At 44.7% G+C, this 14,822-nt stretch carries 15 protein-coding genes; all 15 read right to left on the bottom strand.

Features of this window, described 5'->3' with window-relative positions; all coding sequences use genetic code 11:
* Positions 1–30 precede the first annotated feature (30 nt).
* Complete coding sequence (locus ACL9RM_RS11245) at positions 31–405, bottom strand: diacylglycerol kinase family protein (protein WP_025722122.1); 375 nt, start codon at positions 403–405, stop codon at positions 31–33.
* Positions 405–902, bottom strand: coding sequence for an rRNA maturation RNase YbeY (gene ybeY / locus ACL9RM_RS11240; RefSeq protein WP_250268850.1), 498 nt, complete (start codon positions 900–902; stop codon positions 405–407). Before ybeY ends, ACL9RM_RS11245 begins: the two co-directional genes overlap by 1 nt.
* A 55-nt stretch (positions 903–957) precedes the next feature.
* Positions 958–3,204: an HD family phosphohydrolase gene (locus ACL9RM_RS11235; protein ID WP_039272278.1), complete on the bottom strand. Its 2,247-nt coding sequence runs from the start codon at positions 3,202–3,204 to the stop codon at positions 958–960.
* 92 nt (positions 3,205–3,296) lie between these two features.
* Positions 3,297–4,268 (bottom strand): PhoH family protein, encoded by a 972-nt coding sequence (locus ACL9RM_RS11230; RefSeq protein WP_029517794.1) that lies wholly within the window; start codon positions 4,266–4,268, stop codon positions 3,297–3,299.
* Positions 4,269–4,274: 6 nt separating this feature from the next.
* Positions 4,275–5,468: a sporulation protein YqfD gene (gene yqfD, locus ACL9RM_RS11225; protein WP_250268851.1), complete on the bottom strand. Its 1,194-nt coding sequence runs from the start codon at positions 5,466–5,468 to the stop codon at positions 4,275–4,277.
* Positions 5,465–5,758, bottom strand: a complete 294-nt coding sequence (gene yqfC, locus ACL9RM_RS11220) for a sporulation protein YqfC (RefSeq protein WP_029517796.1) — start codon at positions 5,756–5,758, stop codon at positions 5,465–5,467. The genes yqfD and yqfC overlap by 4 nt, the downstream gene beginning before the upstream one ends.
* A gap of 379 nt (positions 5,759–6,137) precedes the next feature.
* Positions 6,138–7,547, bottom strand: coding sequence for an amino acid permease (locus ACL9RM_RS11215; RefSeq protein WP_250268852.1), 1,410 nt, complete (start codon positions 7,545–7,547; stop codon positions 6,138–6,140).
* A gap of 419 nt (positions 7,548–7,966) precedes the next feature.
* Positions 7,967–8,545: a hypothetical protein gene (locus ACL9RM_RS11210; RefSeq protein WP_250268853.1), complete on the bottom strand. Its 579-nt coding sequence runs from the start codon at positions 8,543–8,545 to the stop codon at positions 7,967–7,969.
* 44 nt (positions 8,546–8,589) lie between these two features.
* Complete coding sequence (floA, locus tag ACL9RM_RS11205) at positions 8,590–9,591, bottom strand: flotillin-like protein FloA (RefSeq protein ID WP_039272282.1); 1,002 nt, start codon at positions 9,589–9,591, stop codon at positions 8,590–8,592.
* 43 nt (positions 9,592–9,634) lie between these two features.
* A complete protein-coding gene (locus tag ACL9RM_RS11200) occupies positions 9,635–11,002 on the bottom strand; it encodes an NfeD family protein (protein ID WP_250268854.1) in 1,368 nt (455 codons plus the stop codon).
* A gap of 277 nt (positions 11,003–11,279) precedes the next feature.
* A complete protein-coding gene (locus tag ACL9RM_RS11195; RefSeq protein WP_013311146.1) occupies positions 11,280–11,723 on the bottom strand; it encodes a GatB/YqeY domain-containing protein in 444 nt (147 codons plus the stop codon).
* A gap of 16 nt (positions 11,724–11,739) precedes the next feature.
* Complete coding sequence (gene rpsU / locus ACL9RM_RS11190; protein ID WP_005547957.1) at positions 11,740–11,913, bottom strand: 30S ribosomal protein S21; 174 nt, start codon at positions 11,911–11,913, stop codon at positions 11,740–11,742.
* Positions 11,914–12,084: 171 nt separating this feature from the next.
* Positions 12,085–12,444, bottom strand: coding sequence for a histidine triad nucleotide-binding protein (locus tag ACL9RM_RS11185; protein WP_025722131.1), 360 nt, complete (start codon positions 12,442–12,444; stop codon positions 12,085–12,087).
* A gap of 162 nt (positions 12,445–12,606) precedes the next feature.
* Complete coding sequence (locus tag ACL9RM_RS11180; protein WP_250268855.1) at positions 12,607–13,950, bottom strand: PLP-dependent aminotransferase family protein; 1,344 nt, start codon at positions 13,948–13,950, stop codon at positions 12,607–12,609.
* Between the two features lie 329 nt (positions 13,951–14,279).
* On the bottom strand, positions 14,280–14,690 hold the full coding sequence (locus tag ACL9RM_RS11175) for a hypothetical protein (RefSeq protein WP_039272285.1): 411 nt from the start codon (positions 14,688–14,690) through the stop codon (positions 14,280–14,282).
* Positions 14,691–14,822 lie beyond the last annotated feature (132 nt).

Below are 14,822 nucleotides of genomic sequence, written 5' to 3'. Positions count from 1 at the left end.
TTAAGCACCTATTTTATTTTGGTTTTTCCATTAAAACAGCGAACTAATTAACGTCAACATAGGCCTATAAAACACAAATATACCAATAATTACAGCAAAAACCGCTGCCAGGAGCACGGCTCCGGCGGCGGTGTCTTTAGCCGCTTTGGCCAGCGGATGAATATCAGGTGAGATGAGATCCACCGCTGCTTCAACAGCGGTGTTGAACAGTTCGGCTACAATGACTATAGCGATAGCCACGCAGACGAATAACCAGTCGAGCCGGGAGATGTGCAGAGTTAAGCCTGCTACAATGACAAGGAGCGCCACGGCCACATGTATCCGCATATTTACTTGCGTACGCAGAGCATACATCACGCCTTCTGCCGCATAGCGAAAGGTCATTCTCCAAGGCTGACGTCTCATTACCTTGTCAACCCCGCTTGAGCCAGTACAGCTTCCTGTTTGCCCATCATTTCAGCTTCACTCACATCATCCTGATGATCATAGCCTAACAGATGCAGAAAACCGTGAACAAACAAAAAACCGATTTCACGCTCAATGGAATGTCCGTATTCTTCGCTCTGAGCTTGCGCTGTCTGTACAGAGATTATAATATCCCCCAGAACATCCGGTACATCATTCAATGAAATTTCTTCATTCGGTTCGTAAATAATTTCAAGTTCTTCATCCAGTGTCTCCTTCATAGCAAAAGACAACACATCGGTGGGACGATCAATTCCCCGATAGTCCCTGTTCAACTCATGAATTTGCTCATCATTAACGAAGGTAAGGGCTACCTCACCGTCCGTGACTCCTTCCACTCTGCCTGCCTCCTCTAATAAGGTGTTCAGCAGCGTAATTAAAGATTCGTTAATTTCCATATCGTTTTGTTCATTATTCCAAGCTAATTGAAGGCCCATGCCAACCGCTCCTTTTAATTCTAGTGCTCTACCCGTGCTTCATGCACAAGTTATATTAAGCTTTTCCGTTTTCAGACTTGGGCCTTTCCTCTGGATACTCAATACGGGAATGGAAAATCCCCATTACTGTTTCCTTGAGGGTTTGAGCCACGATATCAAGCTCCCGCATGGTCAGCTCGCAGTCGTTAAATTGGTGATCATCAAGACGGCTCTTAATAATTTTCTCAATCATGGATTCAACCTGTTCCACCGTCGGCTTCCGTAAGGAACGAACTGCTGCCTCCACACTATCAGCAATTCCCACCACAGCAGACTCTTTAGACTGAGCCTTCGGTCCCGGATAACGGAAATCATCCTCCGTGAAGTCAGGCTCCACCCCCCGCTCTTCAGCCTCACGCAACGCCTTGTGATAAAAATAGTGTAAGAATGTCGTTCCGTGGTGCTGCTCGGCAATATCGCGAATGGGCTTGGGTAGCTTGTAATCCAATTGCATTTCCACGCCGTCACGAGCATGGGCGATAATGATGGATTTGCTAAGCTTAGGCTCTATTGAATCATGTGGATTTTCCAACCCATTTTGATTTTCAATGAAGTACGAAGGCCTCTTGGTTTTACCAATATCATGATAATACGAACCAACCCGGCACAACAAGCCGTTTGCTCCTATAGCCTCCGCTGCGGCCTCTGACAGATTACCCACCATTACACTATGATGATACGTTCCCGGTGTCTCCGTAAGCAGCTTGCGGAGCAATGGATGGTTGGGATTCGACAGTTCAACAAGCTTCAGTGCCGACAAGATACCAAAAGTAGACTCAAAAAATGGCATTAGCCCTATAACAAGTATTGCTGTTATCAGACCGCCTGCAAAAGCAAAGGCTACCCCATAAAGCGTCGTCGTTTGAGTCCAATTCCCTTGGTCAATCAGTGCCAGAGAAAAAACAGACAGGGCACCGAACAGGCATACCATAATTGCCCCTTTGAACAGTGTTGAACGCTGGCTGGCTCGATGGGTAGAGAAAATCGCTGCCAGACAGACCACAATAGCAAAAAATCCAAAATTAAAGTCAAAAATTTGTCCCTGACGGACATTCAAAATAACACTTGCCAATATACTGAATATAACGGCACATACGAAAGCCAACGACATATCAAGCAACAGCGTTACGAGCATAGCTCCAAGCGCGATAGGCGCCAGATAGCCGAGATAGGAACGTTCACTGTTCTGCAGTATGGAAATTAACATCATTGCTCCCACTGTAATCACAAAGATTAATACTAGCATGAGCAACTGCGCATTATTATACTTGAAGTTTCGTGTTCGTGATTGAAATTGACGAATATACATAAACAGGCCCAATGCCAGCATCATAGACAACATCAGCAGCCCAAATTGTGGCCAATAATTGATTTTATCCTTGAGCAATTCATTTTCATCAAGCAGTGTATAGATTTCCTGGGTAATAATCTCACCCTTCTTGACGAGTACTTCACCCTGTTTAATGTAAACTGTCGGTGTATCTTCACGAGCCTGTACCTTGGCGTCCTTCGTAGCTGTATCATCATAAAACTTGTTGGCGGTAATCACAAGCCTTGCAAGTTCCTGAACAACCTCCCGTGAAGTACGCTTAGTAAGCGAGCTTGTACTAACCCGCTCAGCTACTTTCGCTCGGGCTGTCTGAGCATCCGTAATTTGATCATTCATCAACCCTGTCACAATCTCACGGGCAACAGGCCGCATTTCAGCAATATCCTCAGATGTAAGGCGCGGAATTTTAATGAATGTCTCCTCTGGAATTCGGTACGTTTGCTCTTTCGTTTTTTCCAGCACTTCATCCAGTAGCTTATCTGGGTAGGCATCTGCATTACGGCTATTATTCACAAAATTTTGCACAAATTCCCGTGCACGTTGCGGAATCTCATCCTTATAAATCGAAATCTTATCTGCTCTGGAAACCTGATCATCCTGATTGAGCCGTTCAATTCGATCCAAAATACCAGTAATCAGGTTATCGTTGCGAACGGGCACAATGGTATACATGGGCTGCACACGTTCAGCTGATTCCTCTTGAGCCTTCAAAGTCGCCTTACTGTTAGGAAGCTGCATCGGGGCGACAATTTCCTTTTCACTCGGTTGATTTACCCGAATATCATAACGCTCGGGAAGCAGCTTGGACGCAAAGCCTACATAAAAAAGAACCACCAAAAATAAAAACAGAAGATAGCGTGTCGCCACGCTATACTTCCATCCATTCATTCTATGCTGGAACGTTTTCCCTTTAGATAATTCCTTCGAGGTCATCTAAAACAATCCCTCTCCATCATCTTTTTCAAGGCAGCTACACTGCTCATTTTATACTTCTGATCGTACACACCATACTCGTGATTGAATGGCTATCCTTGATTTTCGGCAACACGGTCATAAGCAACAATGATTTTTTGAACGAGGGAATGACGGACAACATCCTCTTCTGCAAACTGGACAAAGCCTATTTCCTCAATCCCTTGTAAAATCGCATTCGCTTCAATCAGACCGGATTTTTTGCCGCGAGGCAAATCAATTTGCGTGACATCGCCGGTAATTACCATTTTGGAGCCGAAGCCAAGTCGAGTCAAAAACATTTTCATTTGCTCGGGTGTGGTGTTTTGCGCTTCGTCCAAAATAATAAATGAATCATCCAGCGTACGTCCCCGCATATAAGCCAAAGGTGCAATTTCTATTAACCCGCGCTCCAGTGCCTTTGCAGTCTGCTCTGGGCCCATCACATCGTATAGGGCATCATACAATGGGCGTAAATACGGATCAACCTTTTCCTGTAAATCCCCTGGTAAAAAACCTAAATTTTCACCTGCTTCCACCGCAGGGCGAGTCAGTACAATGCGCTTGACTGAACCTTCCTTCAGGGCAGCTACGGCCAGCACTACAGCCAGATAGGTTTTACCAGTACCCGCCGGGCCAATTCCAAATACAATATCGCGTTTCTTAATCGTGGTTACATAGTGCTTTTGTCCAATCGTTTTGACGCGAATCGGTTTACCCCGAAACGTCGTCGTAATTTCACCCTTGAACAAATCGAGCAGCTGATCAGCGCGCAAATCTTTGGCCAATTCAATCGCATAATGGACATCCCTTTCGGTCAGTATATACCCATTGCGAATTAACTGGAGTAATACATCGAACAATTGTTCGAGCACTTCCACCTCGTGTGCATTACCAAAAACATTAACTTCTGCCTCACGAGATGCTATTTTTGCTGGAATAGCGGCTTCGATTAATTTTAAAAAGGAATCCTGCGGGCCAAATAACGCCTGTCCTTCTCCCGCATTGTTCAATGCAATTTGTATGCTGCGTTGTTGTTCTGCCAAATAGCCTCATTCTCCTTGGTTATGAACTAACGGAAGTTCTTCCGCAATATCCTGCTCCACTTCAAAAAGCACTTTCATATAAACTTTACCATTCTCTCTCTTCTCATGCAAAATTTTTTGGCTTATTATTTTCGTTCCTTTGCCGTATTTAGCTAAAATATCAGCTCGCGCGCCTTCTATTCCTGACATTTTCGCTTCTGCTTCCGTAAGCTTCTGCTCTTGTATCTTTGTCTCCCTCACACTTTCGGTCATCCAACCCATCGGAAGTTTGTAGGAACGCCATGTTAGCGGATCATGTTCAACTGTTGTTTTATGTGTAGAATAAGGTATTTTCCCATATCCCCACAATTGTATTGCACGGTTGCCTAACACCAGATACAAGCGGTCGTGACTGGTACCTGTATACGTGCTGCTGCGTTGCACCGTGGGACTGCTAATTTCGTATTCATGCCATACAAGACCCTTAACCTCTCCTTTGGCTACGACCTGCTGCTGATTCTCCTCATCTCCAAGCGTTCCCGAGATGAGGATGGCTCCTTTTTTGACACGCGTATTTTTATGCACGACAGGACGACCCTGCTCGGCAAAAATTTCAGTGACTACCGCGTCTGCCTTACTGATGATATGACGTGGGCTGTAGAGCGGCGCAGGGGTAGGCTGTGAAGCTTCAACAACCTGAATCGTCACCAAAGTACCCTGTTTTTCCACACCGATCCAGGATGCCTCTGGAAGCTTCTGCATGAGCGCACGGGAAAGCTTGTCTTGACTGGAAAGACGAAAGCTCCATTGAAACGGATACAGCCCCTCCTGTCGGGCGGCTTTGAGAACGGATTCCGTCGAGAGCTTATCATTCCCCTTCACTTCAATGTCCCAGATAAGCGAAGACATCAGCAGGAGACCTATCCAGAACAAAGCCAATCCAGCCAGAAAAAATTTACGTTTGGCAAGTCGTATAACAGTAAAGGGAAGCCCTTGCCGCTTCAGAACATGCATTTTACAGCCTGTCCTTCTCAAAAGCGGGCGTAGGAGGAAGACGTGCGGCAGCAGAAGGTTCATTTCTGCATGTCTAGTACCCATCGGCCGCACGTTCCAAACAGGTATATGTTGATCGGTGAGTAAATTAATGAAATCTTCCACACTTTCGCCCTTGACAGCAAGGGTAACCGTGCCATGCAGCTTTGCTAAAGCAGGATGTTTCACGAGCCTTCCTCCGTTCCTTCCATTTGGATATCCGTTATATGTCCCTCCACACTTACCTGCTCTGGCAGAATAGACGTAATGACTAGATCATGGCCGGACACCCTCAGCCTGCCTTGCGCAAGTGCAAGTACGAGCTGATCCGGCGTGAAATCCACCACGCCCCGGTGATTCTCCACATAAAGCTGGCGGCTGCCGATGAGGGTTAACCGCGGCAAGTCAAATAGAATGTCCTGCGGAAGCTCCAGCGTCTCGCTGGCCCACTTTCGCAGTTTGCGGCTCATCCTGCTCATACGGCGAAATCTCCTTTCCCGTCATCAAAACATCTGTTATCCATCGGTTCATAGTTGTTTTGATGACAGCACGCTGCTATTTTTTCATCTTCTGTTATTGCCATTCGGACCCATAGATGTTTCATGGCAGCTACGCTGCTGGCTTTTCATCGTATATTCTTATTATCAGTGAACACCATTACACCAGCGCCACAGATATCTGTTCTGTACATTTTATGATCCAGTCCCCGCATTTATGAGGCTAAACTTACAATTCGTAGCTGCTACTATATTGCAGAGGCAAAAGATGGGTTCTTTCAAAATTCACAACCAAAAAAGCCAACCTCGTTTTCATATCGAAAACAAGGTTGGCTTTTTTGATTTTCATTATATGACACGGTTATTTCTCGGTATCTCGATTCAAAAGAGAGTTTTTTCTAGAGTATGAGAAGTAAACAGCCATACCAATGACAAGCCAAATCATAAAGCGAATAAATGTCTGACCATTCAAATTAAGAATGAGCACCCCACATGAAACGATAGCCAGGATTGGAATATACGGAACTCCAGGACAACGGAAGGCCCTTGGCAAATCAGGTTGTGTTTTTCTCATAACGATGACGGCGATCGAAATCAGAATAAATGCTGACAGGGTTCCAATGTTCACCAAACTAGCTAACTCATCTAGCGGGATCAGCCCACCCATTAATGCAGATAAAGTACCGAAAAACAACGTGTTAATGTAGGGCGTTTTATATTTGGAATGAACCTTGGATAATACTTTGGGGACTAAGCCGTCACGTGACATAGCAAACATAATGCGAGTTTGACCATAGAGCATAACCAGCATGACCGTTGTCATTCCTAAGATAGCTCCTATATCTATAATACCTGCAACCCAGTTCTGACCCGCAACCTGCAATACCAATGACACAGGGTGAGAGATACCTTCAAATTGCATAAACGGTACTATACCAGTCATAATCGCGCTAACAACGACATACAAAAAAGTACAAACAACAAGTGAGAAAATAATGCCTCGCGGTAAATCACGAGCGGGATTTTTGGTTTCTTCAGCCGCTGATGAAACAGCATCAAAACCAATAAAAGCAAAAAACACAAGAGCTGCGGCTCCAAACACCCCACTGAACCCAAACGGTATAAACGGTGTCCAGTTATCTGGCTTCACATATTTAAAAGCAACGATGATAAACAATAAAATAACAACAATTTTTACGACTACCATGATGTTGTTTATCCGTTTTGATTCTTTTATCCCAAAATAAAGTAAGAACGTGATACCCATCAAAATTAAAAAAGCTGGGAGATTAAAATAAGTCGTTTGGTCTTTTAAAGCCCCAGGTGCAGCAGTGAATTCAAGCGGAATGTGAAGGCCAATTCCATTCAAAAATGATACAAAGTAACCCGACCAACCTGCGGAAACGGCGCTGGCTGCCAGCATGTATTCCAAAATCAAATCCCATCCAATAATAAAGGCCAATAGTTCCCCCATCGTTGCATATGTAAAAGTGTAAACAGAACCGGATACTGGAACGGTGGATGCAAACTCCGCATAAGCCAATGCTGCGAATAAACAGGCGAGTCCCGCAATCACAAAAGAAAGAACCAAGCCTGGACCAGCTGTAACTGCTCCCGTACCTGTCAACACAAAAATCCCCGTTCCAATAATGGCTCCAATTCCAAGCATCGTTAAATCAAACGCACCCAGTTCCCTTTTGAGTGCTTTTTCCCCCCGCGTAGCAGCAATCAACTGATCAATGCTCTTCTTTCTGAACAAGCTATTCCCCATCCATTCCATCCTCCTAAAAATTAATTTTTCATTTTTATAACCTCGTTTTATCACCTCAATTTAAATCAAATTTTAGCTAAATATGGAGTTAATTTCATAAATATCTATCATTGAGAACATTATATATAAAAAAGAAAAAATGAAAACTACTTTCGGAAAGCTTCATTCATATTGTTACATTTGATCATTTTTCACGAATATATTTTCATAAATGAGACCCTAAATTAGACAAAATGCCACCATTTTAGATGACAGCAAATGTGAGAAACCTAGGGCACACAAGAGATTATCACATTCGTTGTCAGGTAATTAGAGCATTTGTCGTTAATTCACTTTTTATTCTGAGCATGCTTATGTATTCCTAAAGCATCACAAAAAAGATCCGCCACAGCCAAAGCCGTGACGGATCCACTATCATTTTAACGTCTTCCTCCACCCATGTAGCGCTTGGAACGCGGAGGACCTAATATTTCTGCCCAAATCACACCTCTGCGCAGATCAGCCGTATCCACCGTATTACGGTCTTGCGAAGCTATCTCTGGCGCATCTGTAATTTCCCCTGACTCCCTCGCGTTGGATATACGATCGAGACGGGCTAAAACCAATCTGCGTTCTTCTTCCATAGCACGGATCCGATCCTCTAGAGTCGAACCATTATCTAATGAATCCCGGTCCATCCGTTCTTCCGTTTCCGACCGATCGCCCACTTCTTCTATACGACGAGCCTCCATAACCGCCCGTCGTTCATTAGGAAATTGACGTTGCAACTCACCAGCAACATCCTGCTGGCGCTGCTCTTGCCCATGTTCCGTTGTGAAGGGTCTGGATGACGTCGAGAGCCCGCGAGAACCATGATCACCCCCAAAGGTAGGCATACCTTTTCGCGGCGGTGATTTCCGCCCTGTACCTTGGATGCTTTTCCCCAAGAAGGACACCAAAGCAAAGCCAATCACGATCAGGATATACAAATGTTCAAAGATCCAGCTGATAAAGTTCATTACTCACCACCTAGCTGCCGTAATTCATCGGCTATGTCCCGTTATTAATCCCGGTTCTTGTTGTCATTCCCCGAGTTCTCATTCGGTTTGCCTAAGGAGCTACGCATTTGCGTATCTGCCTCAATATTTTTCAAATTCATATAGTCCATGACGCCAAGCTTCCCGCCACGCAGCGCTTCAGCCATTGCCAGCGGCACTTCGGACTCGGATTCCACCACGCGTGCTCTCATTTCTACAACACGTGCCTTCATTTCCTGCTCCTGCGCTACAGCCATCGCACGCCGCTCTTCTGCTTTTGCCTGCGCAATACGTTTGTCGGCTTCCGCCTGCTCTGTTTGTAGAAAAGCACCGATATTTTTACCTACATCAACGTCCGCAATATCAATGGACAAGATTTCAAATGCTGTCCCGGCATCCAAACCTTTGGACAATACAGTTCTTGAAATTGAATCTGGATTCTCCAATACGTCCTTATGCGAGTTACTGGAACCTACGGTTGTAACAATACCTTCACCGACCCGTGCAATAATCGTTTCTTCTCCGGCACCCCCAACAAGTCGATCAATGTTGGCACGCACCGTAACACGAGCTTTAACCTTTACTTCGATACCATCCTTGGCGACCGCAGCCACAATAGGTGTCTCAATAACACGCGGATTAACGCTCATTTGGACCGCTTGCAGAACATCCCGTCCCGCAAGGTCAATCGCTGCCGCACGTTCAAACTCAAGCGGAATGTTAGCTCGCTGCGCAGCAATCAACGCATTGATCACTCGGTCTACATTCCCTCCTGCGAGAAAATGGCTTTCCAGCTGGTTGATGTTCAAGCCCAGACCCGCCTTGGTTGCCTTAATGAGCGGATTGACAATTCGGCTTGGCGTGACGCGCCGTAACCGCATAGCTACCAGCGTAATGATACCAATGCGCACACCCGAAGCCAATGCTGAAATCCACAGCATCACCGGGAAGAAACTGAAAAATACGCTCAATACAATAATCACTACAACGGCAATCAGCAAAACGCTGACAATACCTGATTCGAACACTCGCATCATCCTCCATTAATCTAATTCTTTGTTGTTTACTTATTTAGACGCTAGTGTCTGCCTTGACCACAATACGCCCACCTTCTACTTTGGATACTATAATCGGCATATCTGTAGCAATAAACTCGCCGTTCGTTACAACATCGACTCGCTCATCAGCGATCAGCACCGTTCCGGCTGGACGAAGTGGTGTCAGACTGACACCCCGTTGACCTAATAGCATTTCCCGGTTCACAACTGAAGAAAAACCTTGGTCAGCCGTTAAACTTTCTTTAAGTATAAAACGGTTCCATATCCCTCGGTCCTTGAATACAACCGCAATGATCGCCACCACGGCAACCGCAGCTGCAAAGGCAATGCCCAAAGATATAAACGCGTGCTGCATGTTGTATGCTGCGCGAACAACTCCGGCGACAAGACTGACTGAACCCAAAATGCCCAAAACACCAAAGCTTGGGGTGAACATTTCAAGGATAAGCAGAGCCAGACCGATAATAAACAACAACCACGTCTCCGAACCTGCAAAACCAGCGATATAATTGCCGAAAAAATACAACCCAAATCCGAGTATGCCCAAAATTCCCGGTACACCAAAACCAGGTACGAGCAGCTCAATAACGATACCCGCGATACCGATAAATAAAAGCAACGTCTGCACAATTGGGTTGGTCAATATCTCGGCTGCTTTTTCAGCCCATGTTCGCTCCACATGAATTACATCATCCATGCTGTAACCCATCCACTGGATAACTTCTTGTTCGGAAGACGCGATGTGATCCGCATAACCCAACTTCAGCGCTTCCTCACTGGTTAAAGAAATGATCTGACCATTTTCCTTATTAAAGTTCATCTCTGGAATAGATATGGTCGTTTTAGAGTCAACCATACCTCTGGCAATATCCGGATTACGTCCGCCAGCTTCTGCGGCAGATGCCATGCTACTCTTCCACCAGGCTATCGTTTTTGGATCTGTGATAGCCTGCCCCCTGCCGTCTACTAACGCTGCTGCTCCGATAATACTCCCCGGTTTCATAACAATCTTGTTTGCGCTCAACGCAATATAGCTACCCGCTGAGGCCGCTTCGCCCCTTATATAGGCTACGGTCGGAATTGGACTGTCTTTAATCAGTTTGCCCAGCTTCTCCGCTGTATCTACCCGTCCACCGGGAGTGTTAATATCCAGTAAAATCAGACCTGCTTTGAAATCTGCTGCTTCTGCAAATCCACGTTCCATAAATTTGCCCAGACCTTGCTCAATCTCCTGATCAACTGGTATAACAAACACAGCTCCACCTTTAGTTTGGGCCGCCGCTGATTCAGAATGAACTAAGGGTAACAGCAAAACGGATACCATAATCCACAACGTTAAAAAGATCAATTTGCGACTGGAGTGGTGATGCTCTCTATGCATTTCTCTCCCCCCTTTCGATCTTTCTATGTTACAGCATACCAAACTTTGTTAGACAAACTATACAGTTTTCAGGATTTAATGTGAAATTATTGGGTATATTGCTAATCCTGACGGCTGTCAGATACTTTACGCACCCAATGGACATCACGTTTCACAATTAACAATAACGCTTACATATAAGAATCTTTCATCATTACATTCTATGGTAGGCATCGCTTATATAGAAATAACACCCTCTGTAAACAGAGGGTGTTGTGTTTTCCTGTTTGTCGCAGGTTTATTGCAGAAATTGCTGAACCGCTTGGTTCACGAGCTTACCGTCAGCGCGGCCTTTTACCTTAGGCATCAAGGCCGTCATTACTTTCCCCATCTCGGCTTTCGAAGAAGCACCGGTTTCCTGGATGGTCTGCTGTACAATAACTTTAATTTCTTCCTCAGAAAGTTGTTCGGGAAGGTACTGAGCGATGATCTCTATTTCTGCTTTAGTGCTTGTCGCAAGTTCATCACGACCGGCTTTTTCAAATTCATGGAGGGCATCTTTTCGCTGTTTGATCTCACGACTCAGAATATCAAGCACTTCGTTGTCGTCCAAATCCCGTTTCAAATCTATTTCAAGATTTTTAATCGTAGAACGAACCATTCGAATGGTGGAGAGTTTGAACTTGTCCTTACTCTTCATTGCTTGCTTCATATCTTCGTTCAATCGTTCGCTCAAATTCATGATTGCTTAGATCCTCCTAGAACTTTCTCTTACGAGCAGCCTCGGACTTTTTCTTGCGCTTTACGCTTGGCTTTTCATAATGCTTGCGTTTCTTCACCTCAGCCAATACGCCATCCTTAGCAATGGAACGTTTAAAGCGACGAAGTGCAGCATCAATTGTCTCGTTTTTGCGAACTTTAGTTTCAGACACCAGTTTTCCCTCCCTCCGACCAGACCGTCCAAGAGCAATAACACGGTTCATCAAATTTTATTATAGGTGAAACGGAAACCAGGTGTCAACCTATAAGAAAAAATGAATACATAAAGGGCCATTTTTCTCCATTCACTTCCGTATTACTGAAAAGGCAAGCTCTGTCATTTTTTAAGAATGTGAGTCCGAAATACCTGTCAAGGCACCCAATTTGGCGCCGCCCAGTAAGTGATAATGCAGATGCCCCACCGCTTGTCCACTATCCGGGCCACAGTTGTTAATCAACCGATAGCCAGACTCAGCGATTCCTAACTTTTTCGCAACCTCAACCGCAACACGATGAATCTCCGCGATAAGAGGAAGATCCTCCTCCGTCACAGCGTTCATCGAAGGAATATATTTTTTGGGAATAATGAGCACGTGTACTGGCGCCGCAGGCTGGATGTCATGAAATGCGAGCACATTGTCGGTTTCCAACACCTTTTTGCTGGGGATGGTTCCATCCACAATTTTCAAAAACAGATCGTCCATTCAAAACCCTCCTTTGGCAGTGAGCCGATCGTAAGTAAATAGGCATAAACAGCCCTTGCTCTCGGCATTCAAAGTTATGTATTTCCCACACTGAATAGAAACATATACAGCCATGTTTGGTTATACTTATGTTTCTATATGTATCATAACGGAAAAAGGGTCTTAATACCAGTTTCCCTTACTAACTTCCTCTATAATAGCTTTCACCCCTGCATCAATTTGATCCAACTGCGCGCGCGAAATACTTATGCGCAAAAACTTCTCTTGTTCCCTATAGCCTGATAAATAAAAGCCTTTGCCAGCTACAACCTGGATGTTCCTCGCGGAAAGACACTGTACCAAACGTCCCAAATTCACCGTCCGAGGCAGTTTAAACTGCATATAAACTCCTGAGGTTACAGCTGAAGTCTGAACGTATCCGGCCTGATTGTATCGTTCCACAGCCTTGTTAAGAGCACGAACGCGCTCCGAATACAGGTTGCATATCGTGTGCTTGTGGCGTTCATACATTCCATTTTTAATATAAATATCAAGCGCCGCCTGAGACAAAATAGATGTGTCGACATATCTTTTATAGGTATTAAACGTCTTCAATAGGGCTTCTGGCAATACCGCAACTCCTAATCGTAAGCCGGGGAAAATGATTTTCGAGAAGCTTTTCAAATAAATAACATGGTCCGTCTGGTCGTATGCATAAATGGGATCAAACAGATGATCGGCCCCCAAATCTGCCATATAGTCATCTTCTACGATGTACACATCATATTTGGCGGCTAAGGCAGCTATCGCTTTTCGCTCCTCTGTGTTGTAAGAAACTCCTAATGGATTATGATATCTTGACATGGTATAAAAAAACTTGATGCTCTCGTTCTTAAATTGATTCTCCAATTCGTGAAAATCCATACCTTCCGCTGTCCGGACGATGGTACTGACGGGTATGTTCTCTTCCTCCAGAAAACGCAAATATATATCGTAACTTGGCTGCTCGACCAAAACCTTTTCTTTGCCATTGGGAAACGGCATTTTAGCGAGTATCTCCAATGCCTGCTGAACACCCGAAGTAACGATAATCCGATCCATTTTTGCAAACACCTGAGTATCAGCTAAATGGGAAACCAACGTATGACGCAGTGTTTCCAGTCCTTGCGAATCGCCATAAGTGAACAGATGATATTTGTAGGTGTCAATAGCCTGATTCAAACAATGTTGGAAATCCAGATAAGGGAATACATTTAAATCCGGGGAGGCCGAAGCAAAATTAACGAAGTCTTGCATATGGCTATGGTGTAAATCGCCCGAATTTTCCACTACATAGTATCCACTTTGCGGTATGGAATAGATGGCGTGTTTCTTTTCAAGCTCAGCGTATGCCCGCAAAATCGTGCTTTTGCTGCACCTGTATAATTCAGAAGCCTCACGGACCGACGGCAGCTTGTAACCTGATTTATATTGTCCCTCGCGAATTTTAAGTTCTATATCCAATAAAATTGAAACGTATTTTTTCACAATATCCTCCCACCTGCTCTTTACATACTCATTACATGCTCATTTCATTACATGCTTATTCCGTCTTATGTTTCTTTACACGCTAGATGTTACCATGGTTTATGGATAAACAGGATACCTCATTTCATTGAACTGTACTGATACAGTTTCAATTATTGGATCATATTTGGGATGGTTTACGTGAAAAAGAGGCTGTTTCTTCATAATGGAAGAAACAGCCTTGCATGGTGATGATGTATGGATGCGCCTTAAAGTCACTTGTACTGTACAAGAACTGTAGGCGGGAGAGAGCAGAGAATTCACTATATCTGGCGACTAAGGAATTAGGATTAGTAATAAGGCAGCAAGCTAATCGCTGTCAACGCTGCAAGTGGCAGAATCAAACGATTAAAGCGACGGCGTCCGTATGGGAACCCATATGCATAAGCGGGTACTGGATACGGATACGGGTACGGATACGGATACGGAGGATAAGACGCATAGCCACCATAAGCACGGGAGCCGCAGCCACAATTGTTAGGTGGATATGGGAGATTAACATTGACTTTCTCCATCTCGTCTCCACCCATAGGAACGGCTAAGTATATCTTTTCATCATCCACATGCTCTACAATGCCATCATACATTGTCCCGTCCTTCACCCATACGCATACATAACGATGCATATGTTTTTGACATAGTGTTTTAACATCCGTCTGTTCCGGTGCTGTAACTTTTTCGGTTGTCATGCTTTTTTCCATGGTTGTTTCCTCCTAGGCTCTTGCATGTATACCGTATGTTATTCAAAAACGGGCTATTTGCTACATCAAATTGGGCGAATTCCGGCTTGCAAAAAAAAAAAAAGAAGCACCCCGGGAGCTCTTGGCAGAGCT

Origin of the sequence: Paenibacillus sp. S29, from assembly GCF_049319765.1 — a bacterium.
GTDB lineage: Bacteria > Bacillota > Bacilli > Paenibacillales > Paenibacillaceae > Paenibacillus > Paenibacillus polymyxa_B.
This window is presented reverse-complemented; position numbering and strand designations above follow the sequence as displayed.